This is a genomic window from Hafnia paralvei ATCC 29927 (assembly GCF_001655005.1).
GTDB lineage: Bacteria > Pseudomonadota > Gammaproteobacteria > Enterobacterales > Enterobacteriaceae > Hafnia > Hafnia paralvei.
In genome coordinates this window covers 77,285-102,243 of record NZ_LXET01000004.1, presented here as the reverse complement: position 1 = coordinate 102,243, position 24,959 = coordinate 77,285, and the positions used below count along the sequence as shown (strand labels likewise).

At 47.3% G+C, this 24,959-nt stretch carries 22 protein-coding genes; 11 read left to right on the top strand and 11 right to left on the bottom strand.

Going from position 1 to position 24,959, the window contains the following annotated elements:
- Positions 1-574: 574 nt before the first annotated feature.
- Both dtpB and gdhA read left to right on the top strand, forming a co-directional pair.
- Complete coding sequence (dtpB, locus tag M988_RS00870; protein WP_004091080.1) at positions 575-2,053, top strand: dipeptide/tripeptide permease DtpB; 1,479 nt, start codon at positions 575-577, stop codon at positions 2,051-2,053.
- Between the two features lie 183 nt (positions 2,054-2,236).
- Positions 2,237-3,580, top strand: coding sequence for an NADP-specific glutamate dehydrogenase (gene gdhA / locus M988_RS00865; RefSeq protein WP_064572497.1), 1,344 nt, complete (start codon positions 2,237-2,239; stop codon positions 3,578-3,580).
- A gap of 65 nt (positions 3,581-3,645) precedes the next feature.
- Here the strand turns inward: gdhA and M988_RS00860 are convergent, their stop codons facing one another.
- Entirely contained in the window at positions 3,646-4,818 is a 1,173-nt protein-coding gene (locus M988_RS00860) for a cephalosporin-hydrolyzing class C beta-lactamase ACC-1b (protein ID WP_063857697.1), read from the bottom strand.
- 214 nt (positions 4,819-5,032) lie between these two features.
- Between M988_RS00860 and M988_RS00855 the strand changes: the two genes are divergently transcribed.
- Both M988_RS00855 and gorA read left to right on the top strand, forming a co-directional pair.
- Positions 5,033-5,899 carry a LysR family transcriptional regulator gene (locus M988_RS00855; RefSeq protein WP_064572496.1) on the top strand — a complete coding sequence of 289 codons (867 nt, stop codon included), beginning with the start codon at positions 5,033-5,035 and terminating at the stop codon, positions 5,897-5,899.
- Positions 5,900-6,207: 308 nt separating this feature from the next.
- On the top strand, positions 6,208-7,560 hold the full coding sequence (gene gorA, locus M988_RS00850; protein WP_008815552.1) for a glutathione-disulfide reductase: 1,353 nt from the start codon (positions 6,208-6,210) through the stop codon (positions 7,558-7,560).
- Positions 7,561-7,624: 64 nt separating this feature from the next.
- Here gorA and M988_RS00845 read toward each other — a convergent pair whose 3' ends face one another.
- The 5 genes from M988_RS00845 to gad all read right to left on the bottom strand — a co-directional run bounded on the left by M988_RS00845 (position 7,625) and on the right by gad (position 13,833).
- Positions 7,625-8,275, bottom strand: a complete 651-nt coding sequence (locus M988_RS00845; protein ID WP_064572494.1) for a MarC family protein — start codon at positions 8,273-8,275, stop codon at positions 7,625-7,627.
- A gap of 1 nt (position 8,276) precedes the next feature.
- Positions 8,277-9,584 (bottom strand): APC family permease, encoded by a 1,308-nt coding sequence (locus M988_RS00840; protein WP_039189222.1) that lies wholly within the window; start codon positions 9,582-9,584, stop codon positions 8,277-8,279.
- Positions 9,584-10,522: a glutaminase A gene (glsA, locus tag M988_RS00835; RefSeq protein ID WP_061059430.1), complete on the bottom strand. Its 939-nt coding sequence runs from the start codon at positions 10,520-10,522 to the stop codon at positions 9,584-9,586. Before glsA ends, M988_RS00840 begins: the two co-directional genes overlap by 1 nt.
- Positions 10,523-10,729: 207 nt before the next feature.
- The gene (gene gadC, locus M988_RS00830; RefSeq protein ID WP_039189216.1) at positions 10,730-12,319 is read right to left on the bottom strand and encodes a glutamine/gamma-aminobutyrate antiporter GadC; all 1,590 of its coding nucleotides are present in this window, start codon (positions 12,317-12,319) and stop codon (positions 10,730-10,732) included.
- 113 nt (positions 12,320-12,432) lie between these two features.
- Positions 12,433-13,833: a glutamate decarboxylase gene (gene gad, locus M988_RS00825; RefSeq protein WP_064572492.1), complete on the bottom strand. Its 1,401-nt coding sequence runs from the start codon at positions 13,831-13,833 to the stop codon at positions 12,433-12,435.
- A 312-nt stretch (positions 13,834-14,145) separates the two neighbouring features.
- On the opposite strand from gad, the gene hdeA reads away from it, so the two are divergent.
- The 3 genes from hdeA (at position 14,146) to M988_RS00810 (ending at position 16,442) form a co-directional block, all read left to right on the top strand.
- Positions 14,146-14,463, top strand: coding sequence for an acid-activated periplasmic chaperone HdeA (gene hdeA / locus M988_RS00820; protein ID WP_008815558.1), 318 nt, complete (start codon positions 14,146-14,148; stop codon positions 14,461-14,463).
- Between the two features lie 224 nt (positions 14,464-14,687).
- Positions 14,688-15,938: an ammonium transporter gene (locus M988_RS00815; RefSeq protein ID WP_039189207.1), complete on the top strand. Its 1,251-nt coding sequence runs from the start codon at positions 14,688-14,690 to the stop codon at positions 15,936-15,938.
- Positions 15,939-16,118: 180 nt separating this feature from the next.
- Complete coding sequence (locus tag M988_RS00810) at positions 16,119-16,442, top strand: HdeA/HdeB family chaperone (RefSeq protein ID WP_008815560.1); 324 nt, start codon at positions 16,119-16,121, stop codon at positions 16,440-16,442.
- A gap of 85 nt (positions 16,443-16,527) precedes the next feature.
- On the opposite strand, the gene M988_RS00805 is transcribed toward M988_RS00810, so the two are convergent.
- Together M988_RS00805 and M988_RS00800 are read right to left on the bottom strand one after the other, a co-directional pair.
- Entirely contained in the window at positions 16,528-17,157 is a 630-nt protein-coding gene (locus tag M988_RS00805) for a response regulator transcription factor (protein ID WP_008815561.1), read from the bottom strand.
- A gap of 676 nt (positions 17,158-17,833) precedes the next feature.
- Positions 17,834-18,745: a LysR family transcriptional regulator gene (locus M988_RS00800; RefSeq protein ID WP_039189203.1), complete on the bottom strand. Its 912-nt coding sequence runs from the start codon at positions 18,743-18,745 to the stop codon at positions 17,834-17,836.
- Between the two features lie 461 nt (positions 18,746-19,206).
- Between M988_RS00800 and yhjD the strand changes: the two genes are divergently transcribed.
- A complete protein-coding gene (gene yhjD, locus M988_RS00795; protein ID WP_008815563.1) occupies positions 19,207-20,190 on the top strand; it encodes an inner membrane protein YhjD in 984 nt (327 codons plus the stop codon).
- Positions 20,191-20,244: 54 nt separating this feature from the next.
- Here the strand turns inward: yhjD and M988_RS00790 are convergent, their stop codons facing one another.
- Positions 20,245-21,138 (bottom strand): LysR family transcriptional regulator, encoded by an 894-nt coding sequence (locus tag M988_RS00790; RefSeq protein ID WP_008815564.1) that lies wholly within the window; start codon positions 21,136-21,138, stop codon positions 20,245-20,247.
- Between the two features lie 154 nt (positions 21,139-21,292).
- Between M988_RS00790 and M988_RS00785 the strand changes: the two genes are divergently transcribed.
- The 3 genes from M988_RS00785 to M988_RS00775 all read left to right on the top strand — a co-directional run bounded on the left by M988_RS00785 (position 21,293) and on the right by M988_RS00775 (position 24,038).
- Positions 21,293-22,462, top strand: a complete 1,170-nt coding sequence (locus M988_RS00785) for an MFS transporter (RefSeq protein WP_039189197.1) — start codon at positions 21,293-21,295, stop codon at positions 22,460-22,462.
- A 40-nt stretch (positions 22,463-22,502) separates the two neighbouring features.
- On the top strand, positions 22,503-23,270 hold the full coding sequence (locus tag M988_RS00780) for a CDP-diacylglycerol diphosphatase (RefSeq protein WP_423749971.1): 768 nt from the start codon (positions 22,503-22,505) through the stop codon (positions 23,268-23,270).
- A gap of 117 nt (positions 23,271-23,387) precedes the next feature.
- Entirely contained in the window at positions 23,388-24,038 is a 651-nt protein-coding gene (locus M988_RS00775; protein ID WP_064572488.1) for a DUF421 domain-containing protein, read from the top strand.
- 42 nt (positions 24,039-24,080) lie between these two features.
- Here M988_RS00775 and M988_RS00770 read toward each other — a convergent pair whose 3' ends face one another.
- Positions 24,081-24,329, bottom strand: a complete 249-nt coding sequence (locus M988_RS00770; RefSeq protein ID WP_008815568.1) for a GlsB/YeaQ/YmgE family stress response membrane protein — start codon at positions 24,327-24,329, stop codon at positions 24,081-24,083.
- Between the two features lie 66 nt (positions 24,330-24,395).
- Entirely contained in the window at positions 24,396-24,890 is a 495-nt protein-coding gene (locus M988_RS00765) for a hypothetical protein (RefSeq protein WP_020303553.1), read from the bottom strand.
- Between the last annotated feature and the right edge of the window lie 69 nt (positions 24,891-24,959).

Below are 24,959 nucleotides of genomic sequence, written 5' to 3'. Positions count from 1 at the left end.
CCTAACCTTCATGATTTACTCGGCTGTCCGGTAATCTGCCGGAAAAGGTCAACGTCAAAACAAAAAGCGTGGTCGGTTTTTAGTTTAAGTATTCGTAGGGAGAGCCGCCGGTACAGGGATGTACCGGCGGAGTTTGGGGCGCCCTGGATGGGCGATACCAAACCGGAGCGGAGATGGCATCTCGGATAAAAGCGCGCGAGTGCAGAGACCACGCGCTGGTGGTCTCTGCCTGTACGCCTTCACGGATGTATCAATGAAGCTCAGTATGGACAGGCGGGCGGAATATTACACAGCAATTCCATAAACGATCGGCGAGCGAAAACGGCCCCTCGGTATAGAAATATTCCCCCTTTAATTCCCTATAAAAAAACCACCAATCAACTTTTAAATAGTGTGATCAACCACTAAGATCACAACCTGTCCATACAATAACCTACATCATCACTAAAAATCGGCATTAACACGGCATCAAAACATATAAAATCGGAATTCTATTTCAGCAAGGATGTATCTTCGGCAACGCGCTTCGCGTACGCCTACACTTAATTAATTCAATATTCGAAGGCGAACTAATATGAATAAGCCCGCCCCAGTCGGTTTATTGCAACAACCTAAACCGTTTTTCATGATTTTCTTTGTTGAGCTATGGGAACGCTTTGGCTACTACGGTGTGCAAGGCATTCTGGCTGTTTTCTTCGTCAAACAGCTAGGTTTTTCACAGGAACAGGCATTTATCACTTTCGGGGCATTCGCCGCTTTGGTGTACGGGCTGATCTCTATCGGTGGCTACGTCGGTGACCATCTGCTGGGAACCAAACGCACCATGGTGCTCGGTGCTATCGTCTTGGCACTCGGCTATTTTATGACCGGTCTGTCTCTGCATAAACCTGACTTGATTTTTATCGCCCTAGGCACCATCGCGGTAGGTAACGGGCTGTTCAAGGCTAACCCGGCCAGCCTGCTCTCAAAATGCTATCCCCCTAAAGATCCTCGTTTAGACGGCGCATTTACGCTGTTCTATATGTCGATCAATATTGGTTCCTTGCTGTCTCTGTCATTAGCTCCAATCATTGCTGATAAATATGGCTATGCAGTGACATATAACCTGTGCGGTATAGGTTTAGTCGTCGCTCTATTGGTTTATTTCTGCTGCCGCGGTATGGTGCGTGATATCGGTTCAGAACCAGACAGCAAACCTATGAACCTGAAAAACCTGCTGCTGGTGCTGATCGGCACCGTTGTGATGGTTTACGTATGTGCTTGGCTGATGCACAACGTTAAAGTCGCCAACATCGTGTTGATTGTGCTATCAATCATCGTGATTTTCTTCTTCTTCCGCGAAGCATTTAAGCAAAACAGAAGCGACCGCAACCGTATGTATGTCGCCTTCGTTCTGATGATTGAAGCGGTGCTGTTCTATATTCTGTATGCTCAGATGCCAACATCACTGAACTTCTTTGCAATCAATAACGTACATCATGAAATTCTGGGATTTGCAATTAACCCCGTCAGCTTCCAAGCATTGAATCCGTTCTGGGTCGTTGTTGCCAGCCCAATTCTGGCTTCGCTTTACACCCGTTTCGGCGCCAAAGGCAAAGACCTTACGATGCCAGCCAAATTCACCCTTGGCATGTTCTTGTGTTCACTCGGATTCCTTACTGCTGCCGCTGCTGGCCTGTGGTTTGCTGATGCTCAGGGGCTAACCTCACCATGGTTTATTGTGCTGGTTTATCTGTTCCAGAGTCTGGGTGAGCTGATGATTAGTGCCTTAGGACTGGCAATGGTTGCCGCTCTAGTCCCTCAGTATCTGATGGGCTTTATTCTTGGCATGTGGTTCTTAACTCAAGCAGCAGCGTTCCTACTGGGCGGCTACGTAGCAACCTTTACTGCCGTACCGGAAGGCATTAGCGATCCACTGCAAACCCTGCCGATCTACACGGGCGTCTTCAGTAAAATCGGTATCGCTACCTTTATCATTGCCATCATTATGGCCGCCATGGTGCCTTGGCTAAACCGCATGATGAATACCAAACCCGAAGCGCAAAACGCATAACTCACTGCTCCACCTCTCCTAACGCCTCCAATCGGAGGCGTTTTTATTTACTGCATGATCATAAATCACTTGATTAAGCCTCGGTTACCGGTGATATAGTCAAAATGCAAACACAGTGCAAAATCTGCATTTATAAACATAAAAAACGCATAAAAAATCACTTCCATAAAGGAGAATCACACTATGGAGCAACCTCGCTCTCTAGAACACTTCCTCACAACCGTGCAGCAGCGCGATCCTAACCAACCAGAATTCCTGCAAGCCGTGCGAGAAGTGATGACCACTCTGTGGCCGTTTCTGGAGCAAAACCCTCATTACCGCGATGCAGCCCTGCTTGAACGCTTAATCGAACCTGAGCGCGTGATTCAGTTTCGTGTCACTTGGGTAGACGATCGTGGTCAGGTACAGGTTAACCGCGCGTGGCGCGTACAGTTCAGCTCGGCTATTGGGCCATTTAAAGGAGGAATGCGCTTCCATCCTTCCGTTAACCTTTCAATTCTTAAATTCCTAGGTTTTGAACAAACCTTCAAAAACGCGCTGACTACGCTGCCTATGGGCGGTGGCAAAGGCGGCAGCGACTTCAATCCTAAAGGCAAAAGCGACGGCGAAATCATGCGTTTCTGTCAGGCATTGATGACCGAGCTTTATCGACATCTGGGCGCAGATACCGACGTTCCGGCCGGTGATATCGGCGTCGGCGGACGTGAAGTTGGTTTCATGGCCGGTATGATGAAAAAACTATCAAATAACACCGCGTGCGTTTTCACCGGTAAAGGTCTGTCGTTTGGCGGTAGTTTGATCCGCCCAGAAGCCACGGGTTACGGCTTAGTTTACTTTACCGATGCCATGCTCAAGCGCCACGGTTTAGGCTTTGAAGGCATGCGCGTCGCCGTTTCCGGCTCGGGCAATGTGGCACAGTACGCGATTGAAAAAGCCATGGCGCTCGGTGCTCGCGTGATTACTGCTTCTGACTCCAACGGCACCGTGGTGGATGAAGCCGGATTTACCACCGAGAAACTGGCACGCCTGTGCCAGATCAAATCCCAGCAGGATGGTCGTATTGCCTATTACGCTAAAGAATTTGGCCTAACCTATCTTGAAGGCCAGCAACCTTGGGGGGTTAGCGTTGATATTGCCCTGCCTTGCGCCACTCAAAACGAGCTGGATGCGCCCGCAGCACGTATCCTGATCGCCAATGGCGTCAAAGCCGTCGCCGAAGGCGCAAATATGCCTACCACGATTGAAGCCACCGATCTGTTCCTTGAAGCAGGTGTATTATTTGCGCCTGGTAAAGCAGCGAACGCTGGTGGTGTCGCAACATCGGGGCTAGAAATGGCGCAGAACGCCGCTCGTATGGGCTGGAAAGCCGAGAAAGTGGATTTACGCCTACACCACATCATGCTGGATATCCACCAAGCCTGCGTGGAATATGGCGGAGAAGATAAGCAAACCCACTACGTTCGCGGTGCAAACATCGCTGGATTTGTTAAAGTCGCTGATGCCATGCTGGCACAGGGCGTGCTGTAATACCCCTGAGAAATCGGTGACTCAACATATCGCCTCTCCAAACGAGAGGCGATATCTATTCTTTTCTACTTATTCCCTTCCAACGAGCTCAGGATTTTATACGCCACCGTCACTCGCTGATCGATTGAGTAGTTTTTGTTAGCCAGCATCACGATCCCCATCTTCTTAGCAGGAACAAACGCAATATAGGCACCGAAGCCGTTAGTTGATCCGGTCTTATTAATCCACACATTTTCCTGTGGCGGTAACGGCGGAACAATCGGCGTAGCCACGCTTTTCGTCATCGCCATATCGTTACCGGTGAGCAAATTCGGCAGAGAAACCGGATATGGCAGCTGCTCCCACATCAGATCCTGAGTAATCTCACCCGATTTGAAATAGCCGGTGTGGGTGGCTGTCAGAGCCTGTTGCATCTTGGCATTAGCATCAAGCTTTAACTGCCCCATATTGGCTTGCACGTAGCGTAACAAGTCGCTGGAAGTGGTTTTGATACCATAAGCTTCGTTACCCAAAATCTCCATATTCACGTGCACTGGCTCATCTTTCTTGTTGTAGCCCCACGCATAGTTTTCCATCTGGTCAGCCGGAACCTTCAAGTAGCTGTGATGCATGCCTAACTGAGGAAGGAGGGTTTTCTCAATCGCATCTTCATAGCTCATACCCAGACTTTTCGCCGCAATCATCCCTAGCAAACCAGTACCGATATTGGAATAAACGCGATGGGTTCCAGCCGCATCGGCAGGTTTCCATGCTTTTAGATAAGCCATCAGCTGTGTGGTATTTTTAATATCTTCCGGCATAAATAGCTGTAGGCCTGAGGTATGCGTGCCCACATTGAGTACGCTAACGTGGTCAAAGCTGCTGCCACGCAACTCTGGAACGTAATGGCTAACGCTTTGATCCAAGGACAGCTTACCGCTCACCTGCGCATAGGACGCCAAGGTGGCAGCAAACGTTTTACTCAGCGAACCCACTTCAAATAACGTATTTTCCGTAACCGGCTGCTGAGGCTGTTTTGCCGCTAACCCATAGTTATAAATGTAGTTTTTACCGTTGACGGTCACTGCGACCGACATACCGGGAATATTATTCTTCTGCATCAGCGGCTGGATCAGGTCATCAACGGTGTCTTTAATTTTGCTCTCATCGATATTAGCAGCCAGAGCACCTTGGGCAGTTGCTGCCAGACAGGTAATCACGGATAACAGCTTCAATGTGTTCTGCATTTTTTTACGCATGAATAAGTGACCTTTTAATCGGATATATGTGGAACCTTGCACGCCAATCCGCATGCAAAAGAAAAATATTTATATAAACCAGTGAACGATCGGCGTCATCGCGCCAAGCTCACCGTGGCGGCAGGAATATCCGCTATCGTCGCCTGATTGACAAGCGAGATAAAATTCCCTTAGGGTAAAGAAAATCTTATGCCTACCTTTCTTAAGGCGACCTATGCGTTCTCATCTGCCACTCAATGCTCTTCGCGCTTTTGAAGCTTCTGCACGACATCTTAGCTTCACACGAGCAGGGCTTGAACTCAGCGTCACACAGGCTGCGGTCAGCCAGCAGGTACGCATGTTGGAGGCTAGGCTGGGAACCCAGTTATTCAAACGTCTACCACGCGGATTAGAACTCACCGATGAAGCCCACGTGCTTTTGCCGGTGCTTAGTGATGCCTTTAGCCAGATTGAAACGGTGCTCAAACAATTTGAAGGCGGACATTTTCATGAGGTTCTGACCGTTGCCGCTGTGGGTACCTTTGCCGTTGGCTGGCTAATGCCCCGCCTACAAAGCTTCTACACCGAGCACCCTTTTGTAGAGCTTAGACTGTTAACCAATAATAACTTGGTCAATTTAGCCGGCGAAGGTTTGGATTTTGCCATACGCTTTGGTACAGGAATGTGGCCAACGACCCATAATGCCGAGCTATTTAGCGCGCCGCTCAGCGTACTGTGTACACCAAGCGTAGCGCAGCGCTTGCAGCATCCAGAGAATTTAGCGAAAGAAATACTGATGCGCTCTTATCGCGCCGAGGAGTGGAATAGCTGGTTTCTCGCCGCTGGGATTGAGCCCATCAGAGTTAACGGACCGATATTCGACTCGTCGCGGCTCATGGTGGAGGCTGCGATTCAGAATGCAGGTGTGGCACTGGCTCCAGCCAGAATGTTCGAGCACGAACTGCAAAACGGTTTGCTGGTCAGCCCCTTTGATATTGAGGTCGAAATCGGTAGCTATTGGCTTACCTGGTTGAAATCCAAGCCGATGACGCCCGCCATGCAGCTGTTCCATCAGTGGCTGCTGGTACAGGCTAAGGACTAAGCCTGGATACTATTATTGCCAATTGGCACCGAGAAAACCGCAGCCTATCACAACCATAGATGCAACCTTTGCGGCAATGGCGTGAGTAGCGTTACACTCTAAGGCAATTTTCTCATCCGCAGTGATTGGCGTTACGTGAATTAAGTGGCCTCAAACGCTGTCGGTATATAGCCAAAGTCATTCAAGCAGCATTAAGACGGCCAGTGCGCATACCCGATGAGCTTACTCTAGGGAGATAGATAGCGAGCGCAGCCAACAAAGAAGCCGCTTGAAGTATGATGGATATACACAACTCATGGGACACCCTGATGATTAAACATTATGACTATCTCGCAATTGGCGGTGGCAGCGGTGGTATTGCCTCCATCAACCGTGCGGCCATGTATGGCCAAAAATGTGCCTTGGTTGAAGCCAAGTATCTGGGCGGCACCTGCGTAAACGTGGGTTGTGTGCCGAAAAAAGTCATGTGGCATGCGGCACAGATCGCCGAAGCGATTCACCTGTATGGCCCAGACTACGGTTTTGATACCACTGTCAATAAGTTCGATTGGGGTAAACTGATCGAAAGCCGTACCGCTTACATCGACCGCATCCATCAATCCTACGAGCGCGGCTTAGGCAACAACAAGGTGGATGTCATCCACGGTTTTGCTAAATTTATCGACGCTCATACCATTGAAGTGAACGGTGAAACTATCACCGCCGATCATATTCTGATTGCAACCGGTGGTCGCCCTTCTCGCCCAAATATTCCGGGCGCAGAGTACGGTATCAACTCTGATGGTTTCTTCGAACTGGATGCACTGCCAAAACGCGTTGCGGTAGTCGGTGCTGGTTATATCGCCGTAGAGATCGCTGGTGTTCTTAACGGTCTGGGTGCTGAAACCCACCTGTTCGTACGTAAGCATGCACCGCTGCGCACCTTCGACCCAATGATCGTTGAAACGCTGGTTGAAGTGATGAATGCTGAAGGTCCACAGCTTCACACTCAGTCTGTGCCAAAATCTGTGACCAAAAATAGCGACGGCAGCCTGACTCTGGCGCTGGAAAACGGTAAAGAATTTGAAGTTGATTGCCTAATCTGGGCAATTGGTCGTGAGCCTGCCAATGACAATATCAATCTGGCAGCCGCTGGCGTTAAAACCAACGAAAAAGGCTACATCACCGTCGATAAATATCAAAATACCAACGTAAAAGGCATTTATGCTGTTGGTGATAATACCGGCGCAGTCGAACTGACACCTGTCGCAGTAGCTGCGGGGCGTCGCCTGTCTGAACGCCTATTTAACAATAAGCCAGACGAGCATCTGGATTACAGCAATATCCCAACCGTCGTCTTTAGCCACCCGCCAATTGGCACCGTGGGCTTAACCGAAGAACAGGCTAAAGAGCAGCACGGCGAAGAGAACGTGAAAGTGTATAAATCTGCGTTTACCGCAATGTACACCGCAGTGACTCAGCATCGCCAGCCGTGCCGTATGAAGTTGGTTTGCGTGGGTAAAGATGAAAAAATCGTCGGCATTCACGGTATCGGCTATGGTATGGATGAAATGCTGCAAGGCTTTGCGGTCGCACTGAAAATGGGCGCAACCAAAAAAGACTTCGACAACACCGTCGCGATCCATCCTACCGGTTCGGAAGAGTTTGTGACCATGCGCTAAGCGCACGTAAAGCTGTTCACTTGGGCTTTGATTCTCACCTCAAAGCCCTTTTTCATCCGTTTAACTAACTCAACGTATGTATCGCCGTAATCACTAATCCGGTAATACCAGAAACCAAAAGCTGTAGCGAAAGCGTCACCAGTATAATCCCTGAGATACGTGCCAGCGTGTCCATTGCACCGGTTGAAAGGCGTCCATGAAGAGGGCCTGAAGCCAAAAACGTAACAGCAATCGTCGGGGCCATCGCCAAAATCACCGCAGATAACATCAACAGACCATCAAGCGTACTGCTATGCGCTGCAGAAGAAATACCGACCGCGATGGTGCCTCCGCCAATAGACAACGGAAACAACAACGGTACAACGGCCAAATCATTGACGTTTCTCGGACTTTCGCTATTGAGCAGCGCATTGCTTTGCTCGGCTTTAGTCCCGCGCGTCATCAAGGGCCACCCTTGAAATAACAGTGCTGCCCCACCCGTTGCCGTTAATGCGTGGGTACTGAGTCCCAGCGCCGTAAGCATGTAATTGCCTAACCAAATGACAATCATCATCACAAAAACATATTCCCAAGCAACGCGCCATGCCACGCGTCGTAATGCCGTATTGGGAATACCGCCTAAAAGGATTGCCGCCGCGGTCATCGTCGCTGGAGGGCTAAACATGGCCAAAAAAGTGACATACAGTAGGAGAAATTGAACCAGCCACGATTCCATCTTATCGCCCCGATAAACGTTGCTGGCGCTTGGCATTAAGCGCTAATAACCAACAGCCCAACAATGCACCCACAACGATCGCCACTTCCTTTGCTCCTTGAATCAGCAGGCTAGACATAAAGCCAATAAAGACCAACAGCATCAGGATCATCCCGAGTAGAACCAGTACCGGAGAAGCATTTATTTTGTGTCGCAACCGCCATGCCACCACAAACACTGCCAGATAGCAGATAAGAAATGTCGCGCTAGCTACGTTAGCCAAAGAGTTTAAATTCAGTGCGATAGCCAGAATTAATACTGCGAGTACCGCCAATACATTGCCGTAGGTGGCTTGATGCCAAAGTGTCTGCTTAAACAGCGCGGGCAACGTTTTGTTATCACCCATGCTGTACATAATATTGAATGCGGAAAACAGCGTGGCGTTAATCGCTGAAGCGGTCGCCAATAGCGCACCGATAGACACCACGGTAAACCCTAGCCTTCCCAAAATGGGATATGCAGCCTGAGCCACTGCGGTATCGGCGTATTTCGCTAAATCTGCGGCGGACACGTTGCCAAGCAGAACCAGTGACAGCAGGATATACAGCACGATCGTCAGGCAAATGGCGATCATAAAAGCTCTCGGCATAGTTCGCCGTGGGTTGGCGACTTTATCCGAGGCATTCGCCATCATGCCAAACCCCGCATAGGCGAAGAACGTCATGCCCACGCTCGACAGGAATTCATTTGTGCTAGGTGCTTGGTGGATCTGCAATAGCTGCGGTTTGATCGTCATCAGACCCGCCGCAATCAGTACGAGTAAAATTCCGAGTTTTATTGCCACTAAGACCAGCTCGGTACGCCCTACCGCATTGCTGCTTGCCATATTGACCAGCGCTAACACCAGAATAATGCCACCAGCATAAGCTTCCTGTAACCCGTTCGATGTGGAGTGTTCATGGAAAAGCTGAAGCGCATAGGCACCGAACGCGCGAGCAACCATCGCAATGGTCAACGCCAGTGTGACTAAGTATAGAAGGGAGAGCATGTTTGCTAACGTTGTCGACGGCAAACCATGCCGAAAAAAATCGATAATCCCACCCCGACTAGGATAAAACGCACCGAGGCAGGAGTAAGCATAGCCGGAAAATAGTGCAATCACGCCACCAGCAGCAAATGAAAGCCAAGTGGCTGAATGGACTAATAGAGCCGCCTGACCAAGCAATGCAAAAATTCCAGCCCCCACCATCGCACCAATACCCAGCGCCGCAACGTTGAAGATACTCAGAGATTTATTTTTGCTGGCAGAAACAGGCGGCTCTCCCATCATCAACAGCCTCGATAGAGGTTATATCCCAATTCTTGGGCAACTGAAGCCACCATTTTTTGTCCACGTACGCTGTTGCCTGTAGGATCTAGCGGAGGGGAAAATGCCGCTATCCCCATCACTCCTGGTACAACAGCCAGTATTCCACCACCAACGCCGCTTTTACCCGGCAACCCTACGGTATATGCCCAATCACCGGAGCTACCGTACATTCCTTCCATGGTCATCTCCGCCAAAATAAAAGGCGTATTGGAAGCCGTCAGCACCTGCTTTTTAGTGCGAGGATTAATCCCTCCCGCCGCGAACGTTGCTCCCATCGTGGCAAGTTCCACCGTGTTAAACAGCGTTGAGCACTGGCGGGTATACACGTCGCAAGCTTCCATCGGATCGCAGTACATCGCGCCAGCAGAATAGAGCAGCCATGCAATAGCACGGTTGTGGAAATTAGTGGTTTGTTCCGAGTGATTAACTTCATCGGAAAGCGCAATCGGTGCGCCCGCCAGTTTTTGCTGAATATCGAGAATACGTGCCCAACGGTTTTCACGATCGCTAGCATTAACCAGACTCACCGTAGACATCGCACCCGCATTAACGAGTGGAGACAATGGCTTACCATTGTGTAACTCAAGTGCAATCACGGAATTAAACGGCAACCCTGTTGGATCTGCACCAATCTTGTCCTGAACTTCACTCGGGCCGACGTCTTCAAGTGCTAGCGCCAATGAGCAAACTTTAGAAATCGACTCTAATGCAAAGCGAAAATCTGCATCGCCTTGGGAAAAAACCTCTCCATCCACGGTGACAATAGCCAGCGCAGACAGCTGGCTCGGCACACTGGCCAGATAGGGAATGTAGCTGGCGTTTTCTCCGCCTGCTAACGTTGAATATTGGGAATAGGCATTCGCCACCGCTTGCTGTAAGCGGCTAGGATCAATAGTCATAATACTGACTCCAAGAATAAATCTTTGCAGTAAGGGGAAGCGAACGCCAATTCTGGTCACTTAAGCGTGATTTTAGGGGAAGTACACAGATGGGTGTCGGAGCAGCTTTAGCTGCCTGAGCGCCCCGCGGTGTGCTAGCCCCGTGTATCTCGATCTCTTAAACGAACAGCATTAAGCGAACTCTCCCCTTACCCTTTAGGTATGTGATTACGGCTTTGGTGTCACCGCTGGCAGAATGGCGGGTTCCGTCGTTTTGACCGGTGCGGTAACGACGTCGCCGGTGTGCGCCGACGACACATTTTGGATCCCCGGATGTCCACTCTCAACCTGCCAAGTGAATGGGGCAAAGTCGCTGTTTTCATCACGCCAATGTGGTTTACGGATTAAGTAAATCAGGAAAGGCAGCACCGCGAAGAATATGGTCAGCGCAATCAGGATCCCGACATACTCCGTTGGGCTACCGACGGAAATTTGGCTTGGCGGAATAAAGCTGAATACAAAGGCCAGTATAGAGCCTACCAAACCAGCACCACCGATGATCCACATCCCGATATCCCCGCCGGGAATACGATATGGACGTGGACGATTAGGTTGGCTATAGCGCAGATAAATTGCTGAGCTAAACATCAGCATATACATGATTAAATAAAGAATTACGGTCAACTGGCTCATAATCTGATAAGCGGCCTGCACAGAAGGCAGAACGACAAACAGAATAGCCAACAGCGAAACAAGCAATGCCTGAAGCAGCAAAATGTGGGTCGCCATGCCGTTTTTGTTGGTGTGTTGCCACCAACGCGGCAGATAACCGGCTTTTGCCACGATGAGCAAACCGGAAGATGGGCCCGCAACCCAAGTGACCACGCCAGCCAACACGCCGATGGCTAATGCAAAGGCTACCACCGGACCTAACCATTCGATGCCCGCCCACTTAAACATCGTGTCGTAGGCCACCAACAGGCTCTGCGTTAGGCTAATGTCAGACTGAGGAATAACAAACGCGATAGCTAATGTGCCCAATACAAAAATCAGCACAGTACCTAACGCAGCTAACATGATGGCAATAGGATAGTTTCTCTTAGGATTCTCAACGTCTTTAACATGTATCGCATTCATCTCCATCCCTGCATAGAACAAGAAGATACTGGCTGCGAGTACAATGTTATCGAAATTGGTGAAGTCAGGAATAACTTCGCCCCATGACAATTTAATCTGTGGCGCACCGCCAAAAATCAAATAAGAGAAACCTAAAACGATCAGAATAACCGCTGGGATAATGGTGCCAATAATACCGCCCCATTTTGATACCTTGGCAAAGGTACCCACTCCTTTGAACGCGATAAAGGTCGCAAGCCAATAAACAAATAATACTATTCCTAGTACAAAGAATTTATCTGCCGACAGGGCCTCATCCCATTTTTGATCTGGGCCAATAAAAGCGAGTGAAACTGCAGAAAACGTCAGTGCGGTAGGGAACCAAACGGTAACCTCGATCCATAGCATAAACATAGCAAGGAACGCCCAACGTGGGCCAAATGCCTCGCCGACCCAACGAAAAACCCCACCTTTTTCTGGCCAACCGGTCGCCAATTCAGCAGCAACTAATGACACAGGGATCAAGAAAAATACGGCAGCAAACAGGTAGTAAAAAATAGAACTCAAGCCATATTCAGCTTCAGCGGGCAAACCCCTGAGGCTAACTACGGCAACAATATTCATAATTGCCAGCGTTGCAATACCCAGCTTTTTCGCTGAAGCAGAAGGCTTGGCCGTGCTAGAAATATTATTATCGGACATAAAACGCCCACCCTATGCGAGTTAATACATCTGTCGCCAGTGAAGCTGAAAGCAGAAGCTACAGCTTCACTGGTCTAGACATTGAAGTTCAGAAGAAAGTTAAATCGCTATTCTTATGTGTGATTAAAGCTATTCTGAGTCGCAATGCCCTGCAGAGATGGGTGCTCACTGAGGTATTTCAGCGAAGCTTTAAAGTCCTCAAGCAGCAATTCGGCAAAGTCCATCTCAAAACCACGGCGGCACATAATGCGCATCACTACAACGTCGGACATCTCACCGCTCAGTGTAAACGCAGGTACCTGCCAACCCCGTAGTCGTAAACGTTCAGAGAGATCGAGCAGGGTATAACCCGGATTCTCGCCCTCTTTCACACGGAAACATACCGCAGGAATCCCCTCTTCAGGACCGCCAGAGCAGATAAATTCATATGGCCCTAATTTGGCGATAGCATCGGCTAAGTAACCAGCGACTTGATAAGAGGCGCTTTGCACCTTGGTGTAACCCTCTCGCCCCAAACGCAAAAACTCATAATATTGCGCAATAACCTGACCTGCTGGACGAGAGAAATTAATTGCGAACGTGCCAATTTGTCCGCCTAAATAATCCACTTTAAACACCAGTTCTTCTGGTAACGCGGCCTCATCACGCCAGATCACCCAGCCACAGCCAAGGGGAGCAAGACCAAACTTATGACCCGAGGCGCTGATGGATTTAACCCGAGGCAAACGGAAATCCCACACGATATCCGGTGCAACGAAAGGCGCCAAAAAGCCACCGCTGGCGGCATCGATATGCATATCAATATCAAGACCTGTCTCCGCCTGAAGTTTATCCAACGCGTCATGTAGCGGCTGAGGGAATTCATAGTTGCCGGTATAGGTCACGCCAAACGTCGGTACGACGCCGATGGTGTTCTCATCACAGGCTTCAACCATACGTTTTGGATCCATAAACAACTGACCCGGCTGCATAGGAATTTCACGCAGCTCGACATCCCAGTAGCGTGCAAATTTATGCCAGCAAATCTGAACAGGGCCACAAACCAAATTCGGCTTGTTCGTTGGTTTACCCGCAGCCTCCATACGTTTACGCCAGCGCCATTTCATCGCCATACCGCCCAACATACAGGCCTCGGAAGAACCGATAGTGTTGGTACCGACCGCTTGGCCATTTGCGGGTACCGGCGCATTCCACAGGTCTGCCATCATGTTCACGCAGCGTAGATCGATGGCTGCAGACTGTGGGTATTCCTCTTTGTCGATCCAGTTTTTATTGATCGATAAGTCCATTAACTTATGAACATTATCGTCATCCCACGTTTGGCAAAACGTGGCCAAGTTCTGACGGGCATTCCCATCAAGAAACAGTTCATCGCTAATGATTTGAAATGCAACATCCTCACGCATTTCGTCTTTAGGGAAAATTTTTCCCTCAGAAATATTACGAATCGCTTCTGAACCAAAGCGGGAATCTAATAGCTCTGAGCGAAAATCCGCTACTTCTTTCTTAGCCATTCTTAACTCCTAAAAGGTATTTGTCTTTCTGTTAAAGCTAGGCCACCAATAAAATTGGCGCAAGTTAGCCGCAAGGATTAAATATCACAAAGATACCAATACAAGACCACAAAATGAAAATTCACTTTATTTTCATAAGATAAAACTGAAATTAATATAGAACAATTTTCTTGCATGAAAAGTCAGGAAATGTCATTTACCTGATTACTACTTTTTCTGGTCTCAATACGCTATAAAAAAATTTGCGACATGACAGAACAACGTTATATTGAAATAGCAGCATTCAACGATATTAATTTGGAGATATTAAGCATGAATAAAAAAACATTATTAATCAGCATGGTATGCCTAATGGGCTTTTCTGCTATAGGACACGCAGCAGAAAACAAGAAGCCTGTTAAATCATGGACATGCGAAGATTTCTTGGCGCTAGATGAAAGTTTCAAACCCACCGCCATTGGCTTTGCAGAAGCGCTAAACAAAAAAGACAAACCAGAAGATGCGGTACTTGATGTCGATGGAACTGAAAAAGTCATTCCACTGGTCATCGAAGCATGTAAACAAAATCCGAAAGAGTCTTTCGCTCAAAAAGTTAAGTCTGAATGGAAAAAAGTAAAAAAAGACATGTGACATTACTCTAGCAAGCCTGTGAACCTTTATAATACATTTCATTGTGATGATTCTTCTCAGGCTTGCTAAATCACATGACAAAAAACAACACAATTTCCTCTCAGGTTATTGTATGATTTATTTTATTCGCCATGCGCTGTAAAACTAATGATGATAAATACAGTTTACTAAAAGAAAGAAAATTAACTCCATGATTTATTATCATTAATGTCAGGACACTATCTATGAGTCATATTGCCATTGCGTTTCATCAGATCGATGTTGGTAATACAGCGTTTATGCTGTTATGTACCAGCTTAGTGATGTTGATGACGCCAGGATTAGCATTTTTCTATGGAGGGCTCGTTTCTCGCAAAGATGTGCTCACGATTATGTTCCAAAGCTTTGTATCGATGGGATGGACTGCAATACTGTGGTTTGTTGTCGGATATTCGCTCTGCTTTGGCCCCACCATCAACGGCATCATAGGTGATCCCTCCTACTACGCCTTTTTGAATAACGTACATCCAAGCACAATGTATACTGGCAATTCAGGTGGTATCCCTCTGATTGTTCATATTGGTTATCAGATGATGTTTGCCATTATCACACCGGCGCTTATCACCGGTGCATTTGCCAATCGAGTCACCTTCCGCGCTTACCTTATTTTCCTCACTTTATGGCTGCTCTTCGTCTACTGCCCATTTGTTCACATGGTCTGGAGCCCGAACGGTCTCTTTGCGCGCTGGGGCGTACTCGACTTCGCGGGCGGTATCGTGGTGCATGCAACCGCAGGATTCGCAGCCTTAGCAGCAGCGCTCTATGTGGGTAAACGTGCCATCAGCAGCGGAGGAAGCCACAGTGTGCCGTTCATCGCACTTGGAGCAGGGCTATTGTGGTTTGGCTGGTACGGGTTTAACGCGGGCTCCGAACTACAGGTGAACACCGTGACGGTGTCAGCTTTTTTTGCCACCGATATCGCCGCGGCTACCGCTGCCGTTACTTGGCTTATTATTGAATATTGCCATACCAAGAAGCCTAACTTTGTAGGCTTTTTAACTGGCTCTATCGCTGGGCTTGCGACTATTACTCCCGCCGCTGGCTATGTATCGCTCCAAGCTGCGGCGCTGATCGGCATCATAGCGAGTCTGGTGTGCTACTTTATGGTAGGGCTTATGCGTAAATATTTGGATGATGCATTAGATGTGTTTGGCGTGCACGGAATGGGCGGCGTTGTGGGTTCCATTCTGCTGGGCGTGTTTGCGACTCAGCTGTGGAATCCTGCTGGCGCATCCGGCCTGCTAGACGGGAACGTAAACTTTTTCTTCAAACAGGTCGTTGTGGTCGTATTCGCGAGCGTCTGGTCGTTCATCGTGACCTACGGAATACTCTGGTCTATCGATAGATTCACACCAGTTAGGGTTAAACGTGAATATCAGATTGCAGGAATTGATGAAGAACAGCTCGGCGAAAATGCTTATCCGGCTGACAAATAAACCAGCCACATAGAAAAAATACAGCTCGGCGAATCACTTATTCACTGATAATTAAACATATTTAATATTACCCTAAATAATTCAGGCTACATGTCGGCGACAAGTTAGTGACTGAACTAACGTCGCTACCGTACCTATAGCTTGAAGTATAATGGGGACAGATAATAGGATCTGATAGCCATGAATAAATACTCAGTACCTCTGCTAGTTGGCCTCATCTCCAGCGGTTTGCTGATGGCAAACGTTGCCAAAGCAGCACAAGATGTCACACCGACCAATATGACATGCCAAGAATTCCTCAACATGAATTCTAAATCCTATAGCCCTATCGTATTTTGGATACTTAATAAAGATACTGATTTCAGCGGCGGAGATTATGTGGACTGGCACGAAACAGAAACCCTCGCGACCCCTAAAGCGGTAGAGCTGTGTAAGAAGTCACCATCGACCAAAGTCGAGTCGCTGAAAGAAACGCTGGAAAATGCAGTGAAAAAAGTCGAGTAATCCCAAACAGCGGGAGCACTGTTCCTGATAACAAAAAGGCCGAAGAGAAATCTTCGGCCTTTTTGTTATCAGGGCTATCTCAATATCACGAAATATCGTGGATAAAGCTAAGGAAATCGCTTTTGCGCAACAAAGAGAGACGCTCGCGGAATTGGCGCAATTTGCTGTAAATCGATTTATCCGCTGTATTCAGCTTAGCCGCAATACACTTCACTCGCATTCCGCTCATCATGTCATCCAAAATCGTGAATGTCTCTTCGGTCACTCGACCTGGACCATTAGATGTTTGAAACGTATGTTGCACTTCTTGAGTCACAAAACGCCCCCCGCTCAAGACTTGCTTCACGGCCTGTTCCACAGATTCAAGAGGCGCTTTTTTATTTATAAAGCTGGCATTATCAATCAGGCGCACAAAGTTCAGCGTATGCTCAGCCTGATTAGAGGTCCAAAAGACAATACGATACAGGTCATATGCACGCAGGCCAGACAGGCTGCGTACCAGATGGAAAATAGACTGATTCAAACTGTCTAAGTCTACCATGATAAATTTAGTTCTATCAGAATCAACGACTGCGCCCTGCCCCAGAGGCGCAATCTTTTTCAATATGCTTTTCAAACCCGTAGCGAACATAGGATCGTCAGATAAAATACCAATTACCGCGTTGTCTAGATTAATGACTTCAAGCTCAGATGATGATGTGGATAATGAATTCATGTTTTATTACCTTAAATATCATCGGCAGCACCACTGCGGGATACCTTGCCTAGTAGTACATCCGTGTGATAACTCCCAGCCGACGCGGTTTCGCTGCAACATAAAGCCCATTATTCGTAATGACAGTGGCATTATTAAGAGGACAACCCTATTTTTTGCTAATAAAGGTCAGATACTCACTATCTACACGTTATATTTATAACGACGTAACGTGAACGAATAAAAATAAAGTGCGCCGAGTTTGGAGGACCTATACCCAAGAAAGTTTTATTGTTGGGTATATATGAGTACAAGTTAGGTAGAAATAACACGATTAACAATAACTCAGGGCGGAAATCCCTTTTGCATAAAGTGAAATGTAGTTCTTTTGTATCTGATATGTAGGCAAGTAAAAGCAGTCACATGCCATTAAAAACTAACAAAATTCTTAATTTTCATCCGTTTATTTTTTGTATGTAACAATTGTCTACTTTTTATCTTGTCTAGTGATTTTCATCACACAATTTAGACAATGTTAGACAGATCACAATAAATAGCATTAAATGTTCAAAATGACACATTCATTATCTAAAATTTCAACGCCAATAGTTATCTATCCAAATAAAAAAGGATAATCATTCGCTATCCTTCTTATATACAAACGATGTAAAAACGAGATATTTATTTTGGCAATCAGTCAATTCTCATTTTCTAACTGCGCCTGCTCCCCTACCCTTATTTGCTTTATTAGCTCAATGATATTCGCATCAGCAGCTCGACTCTTGTGGTAATGGGCATAAATGGTTCCCATGGGTTTTGCATGTGGGAAATCCAAGATCTGCACATCTACAAGTTTTTCAAATTGATGAGCAAAAATCCTACCACAAACAAGAATATAATCAGTCGTTGCCGCCATCATCATTAAATTCAGTACCGACGTACTTGAGTATATCGGTGCCTTGTTGTGCGGGTTTAACACGATGTTATCTTCAAACAAGGAGGGCCACATCGTTGGGCTAAGATACTCTTCATTTTCTAGCTGCTTAAGATTAAAACCAGCTTTAATACGCGGATGCCCCTTACGACACATTACCACGGGGAAGACGTCAAACAATGGAACGTTAGTAATCATCCAGTCAGCATATTTTTGTGGGGTGAAGCTAATATCTATTTTCCGAGTACGCAGTCTAGTGATGTCTTTTGTTAGGTCGCCGTCATGGGTTTCATTCGTCAAGGCAACGCTATCAAAGGGATATCCCTGTTGCTGCAATATGCTGGTTAAATAATACTCTAACATCGGTGACAAGCTGAGTTTCAATCTCGTTTGGCGATTATCACCATGATGCAATGAGGTCGATACACTCACCGCGCTCTGAATGCTATTAAGCGCTTGAGCTAAATTAGGGGTAATATTATAAGCGAGAGCCGTCGGTTCTAACCCTTTTTTAGTACGAATAAACAGAGGGTCATTAAAGCTATCACGCATTTTCTTAAGAGCACGGCTGACAGAGGCCGTTGAACTATTCAGCAGTTCAGCCGCTAAGGTGACACTTCGCGTATCCATCACCGTTAAAAAAATTCGGATAACGCTCACATCAATATCGAGCATGCCTTTACCTTGCCTTGTTAGCTAAAAACATTCGACCAAAAATCGACACGTGCAGCCAAGAGAATTGCGGATATATTTTACCGCCGTGATTATGACATAAAACACCGCGTCAGCCTCATTAAATAGAATATAGCTGCTCAGATTTAAGGCTTATTTTTTTGCACAACGGGAGTATTTCATTCTTTTTTTTCAGAAATACGCTCTGGATTAGATGTGATGTACAAAGTTGAGCTTAATTTAGCAGAATATTCTATATAAGAGTAAATTACGAGTAATGACGATATACACGCCATAATGTTGTGCCGTGTTTAACGCATGTGTTCGTGTAACAACACCTCCCATATTTGCCTGATATTTTGCCTTGCTGCTCTACTCTGCTAGGATCTAGCTTAATCCTTTACCCTGACGTGAGAAATTAACCGCCTAAAATGACATCGTTTCTTGGTGCATGCCGGTGAAAAATGCTTATGCCGAATGACATAGATGCCAAAAGTAGTACAGCCAGCGTCACCAAACAGGTGACCAAAACCATTCATAAAGCCAACTGCTTCGTAACCTGGTTCAAAGCCATTCCTAGCGTTGCGCATATTATTCGTGCGGTTGACCGTTTTAATGATCGACTCGGAAGTCAGTTTGGTGCTGCCATCACCTACTTCTCCTTTCTATCCCTAATCCCCATTTTGATGGTTTCTTTTGCAGCCGTGGGTTTCGTATTGGCATCAAATCCAGATTTGCTCACCGAACTTATTAATAAAATCGTCAGCAGCATTAGCGATCCAAACTTAGCCAACACACTTAAAAATACCGTAAATACCGCGATTCAGCAGCGTACTACCGTGGGACTAACGGGTTTAGCCATTGCCCTGTATTCAGGCATTAGTTGGATGGGGAATCTGCGTGAAGCGATTCGCGCCCAGTCACGCGATGTATGGGAACGTAATCCTCAGGATCAAGAGAAGTTTTATTTTCGCTATTTGCGAGATTTTATCTCGCTGACCGGCTTAGTCATCGCATTGATCGTTTCGCTCTCTTTCACCTCAATCGCGGGCGCAGCGCAGGCTTCCATCGTTAAAGCACTCGGCCTTGATGGCATTGAATGGCTACGCCCAGTAATGACGGCCATCGCGCTCTCGATTTCAATCATGGCTAACTATCTATTATTCCTGTGGATTTTCTTAGTACTGCCGCGCCACAAGCCAAAGAAAAAGGCATTATTACGCGGTACGCTTATCGCCGCGATTGGCTTTGAAGTGATTAAATTTGTGATGACATGGACTCTGCCAAGCCTTGCGCGCTCACCTTCCGGCGCAGCCTTTGGCTCGGTCATTGGTCTGATGGCTTTCTTCTACTTCTTCGCTAGGCTCACGCTATTTTGCGCCGCATGGATTGCCACCGCTGACTATGCGGGCGATAAAACCGTAGAGCGTAAAGCACCGCAAGATTAACCTGCTAATACTGCCTGTTCCCGCCAATGAATAACGGGGGGAACAGGACATTTCTCAGCGATGCAGCGGATATCTCTCAGCCAGAAAATCGAGGAAACAACGAATTCGCGCCGAAAGTTGACTGTTTCGATAATACACCGCGTGAATAGATTGATAAGTTTCCAACGTATGCTCGGTAAGAATCGGCACCAAACGCCCTTCGGCGATATCCTGGTGCGTCATAAAATCAGAAAGGCACACAATCCCCCTTCCGCTTATCGCTAAATGACGCAATGTCTCGCCGCTAGAGGCTGCAATATCGGGCGTAACCGCAAAACTAGCACACTGACTCTGTTTAAGCGGCCACTGATTTAATGACTGAGGCTGCGTGAAGCCTAACAGACGATGCCCACTCAAATCAGTGACCTGCTGTGGCGTTCCGTGTTTTTGAAGATAGCTCGGAGACGCCAAAACCTTTAACCTTGAGCGCCCAATTGGACGCGCATGCAGGCTCGAATCTTGCAGAGTACCAATACGAATCGCCACATCAGTACGCTGCTCCAGAAGGTCAATAATCTGATCGCTGGTATTCAGCTCTAGAACGATTTCTGGAAACCGAGCGGTAAACTCATCAATCAAGGGCACCACCACGTGCAACATAAACGGTGATGCCGCGTTTATACGCAAACGTCCAGCGGGACGATGACGCTGGAGCGCCAACTGCTCTTCGGCTTCTTCAATCGCCTCAAGAATAGCGCGAGCGCGGTCAAGAAAGATGCGCCCTTCTTCGGTTAAATCAATACGCCGCGTAGTGCGGTTCAATAGCGTAGTTTCCAGCTTTTGCTCTAAACGCCCCAGTGCTCGGCTAATCCCGCTCGGCGTTTGTCCTAACTGCTCTGCTGCGCCTGTCAGGCTCCCTGCATCTACGACGGCGACAAACGCCACAAGCTCTTCGGTTGTAGTTTTCATTATTGCTCATCAATCAATTATCTTGTGAGTATAACCCTATTTTTCAGCAAAAATAATCCGTGCAAACTCAGCGCCATCAATTATTCATATCGAAGATATTTCAACACGCAGCAACCTGCGGTTTGAAAAACGAAAAGAAGAGGAGTTTGCAGTTATGCCATTAGCTCTGTTTGCGCTGACCATCAGCGCCTTTGCCATCGGTACCACAGAGTTTGTTATCGTGGGGCTGATCCCGACCATAGCCGCTGACTTGCAGGTTTCTCTGCCGTCAGCCGGCCTACTGGTAAGTTTATATGCGCTCGGCGTAGCTATCGGTGCCCCTGTGCTCACTGCACTAACCGGTCGTATGCCACGTAAGACGCTGCTAATTGGTCTGATGGTGCTGTTTACCCTCGGCAACCTATTAGCGTGGAAAGCCCCCGGCTATACCTCTCTGATGACCGCTCGCGTCTTGACGGGCTTAGCCCATGGCGTCTTTTTCTCTATCGGCTCAACGCTCGCGACGAGTCTGGTACCGAAAGAAAAAGCGGCCAGCGCTATCGCTATCATGTTCACAGGTTTGACTGTTGCTCTGGTGACCGGCGTACCTTTAGGCACGTTCATCGGTCAACATTTCGGCTGGCATGAAACCTTCTTAGCCGTATCGTTACTGGGTATTGTCGCACTGATCGGTAGCCTGATTTTTGTACCGAATGGCTTGAAACATACCCCCCCTGCGTCTATCGCACGTCAGCTCACTATTTTAAAACAGCCGCGTTTGCTGATGGTATATGCTAAAACGGCTCTGGGTTATGGCGGTAATTTCGTTGCCTTTACCTTCTTAGCTCCGATTTTACAGCAGGTCAGTGGGTTCAGCGCTGGTGCCGTTACCTGGGTTATGCTGATTTATGGCGTATCCGTTGCGGCAGGTAATCTCTGGGGGGGACGTTTAGCTGATCGTATGGGGCCAATCAAAGCGTTGCAGATTATCTTCTTACTGCTCGCTGCTGTACTGGCCGTATTCAGCTTTACCGCCCATAGCCCAATACTGGCACTCATTACCGTGTTGTTCTGGGGTGCCGTCGCCTTTGGTAACGTCCCTGGGCTACAGGTTTACGTGGTGCAGCAGGCAGAACGCTACGCACCACATGCTGTAGACGTTGCTTCCGGCCTGAATATTGCCGCTTTTAATCTCGGCATTGCTGGAGGTGCATGGGTCGGTGGAATGGTCGTTGAGAACTACGGTTTGATGGTAACCCCTTGGATTGGTGCTATCGTTGTACTGCTAGCCTTTGGGATGACACGCTGGAGCGGCGCATTAGACAAACGCGCCTGTGCTCAGTAAGGTAAGCACCCTTAAGGTTTAATAATATAACGGGGTAATGATGAGATTTCAGCGCAGAACATGTTTCGCCATAGCGATCGTCGTTGTGCTACTCATCATTACTGCTTTCTTTTACTTACGACCCACACACTCTGATGCATTGTGGAAAATAGTCAGCCAGCAATGCGTACCGCATCAGCAACAGCGCCAAAATCCGAGCCCTTGTGCCGAGGTTAATCTCGCTCAGAGATTTGTGATCTTTAAAGATCGCAACGGACCATTGCAATATCTATTAATGCCGACGGCAAAAATTACCGGAATTGAATCTCCTTTGCTGCTCAAACCGCAGCAACCCAACTATTTTGCTGCCGCTTGGCAACAGCGTCCGTGGTTATCAAAGCGCTATGGCAGTCCGGTGCCTGATAATGTGTTGTCGTTGACCGTAAACTCTGAATATGGTCGTAGCCAAAATCAACTACATATCCATATGTCTTGCACCAAACCCCAAGTACGCCAGCAAATAAACAGGTTGATACCGTCACTCTCTAATCAATGGCAGCAAATAAAAAATGGCATCAACAGCCACCGCTATTGGGCACGTAAATTAGAAAAAAGTGAGCTATCACATAGTAGCCCATTTATTCTACTCGCCAACGGCTTACCCGCAGCACGCGAAGATATGGGTGCATTTGGATTGGCTTTGCTGCCTGTGGATGATGGAAGTTTTGTGTTATTAGCCACCCAGCGCGAATGGTGGAAAATGAATCTGGCATCAATTGAAGAAATTCAGGATCACCGCTGCATCAGCCTTTATACCTCACGCCGATAAACCTTATAAAGTTTAGGCCCACATGCGATGCTCTCTTGTATAAAAAGCGAGCTTCTGTTTTTATTATTAAGAAACACAAAGATAATCTTATCGTTTTTGATCGCTTTGGGAGGGAGTATGGAGTACTACGGATACGTTTTAGTGAAATTTATTTTGGGATTCGCCATCGTCATTACACACTTAAATTTCTCAGGTAAAACTCAGCTATCGCAAATGACGCCGGTCGACTTTATTGGCAACTTCGTATTAGGTGGAATTATTGGCGGCGTGATCTACAGCGATGCGATCCCTCTCTATCAATATATTATCGTATTGCTCATTGGGGTATGCTTAATTTCACTACTGAATGCCATCAGTAAGCACGTCTATTTTTTCCGCTCAGTCACCATCGGCGATCCAATCCCTATTATAAAAAAAGGGCGTTTTCTGATGGAGAACATTCTGGCCAAGAAAAACAAAATCGATATTTTAAACGTATCCTCTCAGTTACACGCCCAAGGTATTCATTCGTTCCAAGAGATTAACTACGCCCAAATTGAGCCTAGCGGACAGCTTACCGTTGTGTGCGAAGGCGCTCAGATGCCATCAATCATTCTGATGAAAGATGGACGTCTACGCTCTTATGAACTAAATCAGATAGAAAAAGATGAAGCATGGATGCAACAGGAGTTAGAACGTTGCGGAATTAAAGCTGAAGATGTATTCATCGCTGAGTTTTGGGATGGGAAGCTGATGTTCATTTTGCGCGATGGTGAGATCGTTCGTTAACCTATTAAAGCATCGGGGCGGAAGCCCGCCCCGAGAGCATCATTAGCTACGGATTTTACGGTAGATAAACAGCACCACCAACGCGCCAATAACAGCAACCATAAAGCTGCCAAAGTTAAAACCGTCAACTTTGCCATAGCCAAAGAAAGTGCTTATATAACCACCAACAACGGCACCGACCACACCAAGAATGACGGTAACAATAAAACCACCGCCGTCTTTCCCCGGCATGATCCATTTAGCCAAAATACCGGCAATAAGCCCAAAAATAATCCACGAAAGGATTCCCATATATTCCCCCTAAATTTACTGATTAAAAATGATATAACCCACACCTAAATTATAGTGTGTCTAACGTTATTGATTGCCATTTGTTGCAGGAGCAGAACCGCTTTGTGCTGGCGGGTTTTGCTTCATACTGTCTTTTATCGCCTGAGTTTTCGTCTGAGCATCGGCTGACAGATCGTTCGCACCGCTAATAGCGCTGTCTTTAATGTTCTTCGCCTGTTCAACGATCTGATCGCTTTGCTGCTTAGCCTGCTTTTCTAGCGAATTGGCTTTAGCTTTCGCGTCATCCGTAATAGCATCCGCTCGTTTTTCTGCTTCGCTTTTAATTGCTTTCGCTTTGTCCTTCAGCTGCTCAGCCTGAGCGTCAGCCTCTTTCTTCAGCTTATCAGCCTGCTGCTTTGCAGCATCGGTGATCTGATCGGCTTTATTATCCGCAGCATCTTTGATTTGTTCCGCGTTATCTTTCGCTTTATCAAGGTTGGCATCTACCTTCGTGGAATCATCACAGCCTGCGACAACCAATCCAAAAAGCGAAGCTAACAGGACCTTATTCCATACGTTCATCATCCATTTCCTTGTTTTCTGTGTGCATTAAAAATGAACAACACAATCATGTTGTTACACCCAAAAAGC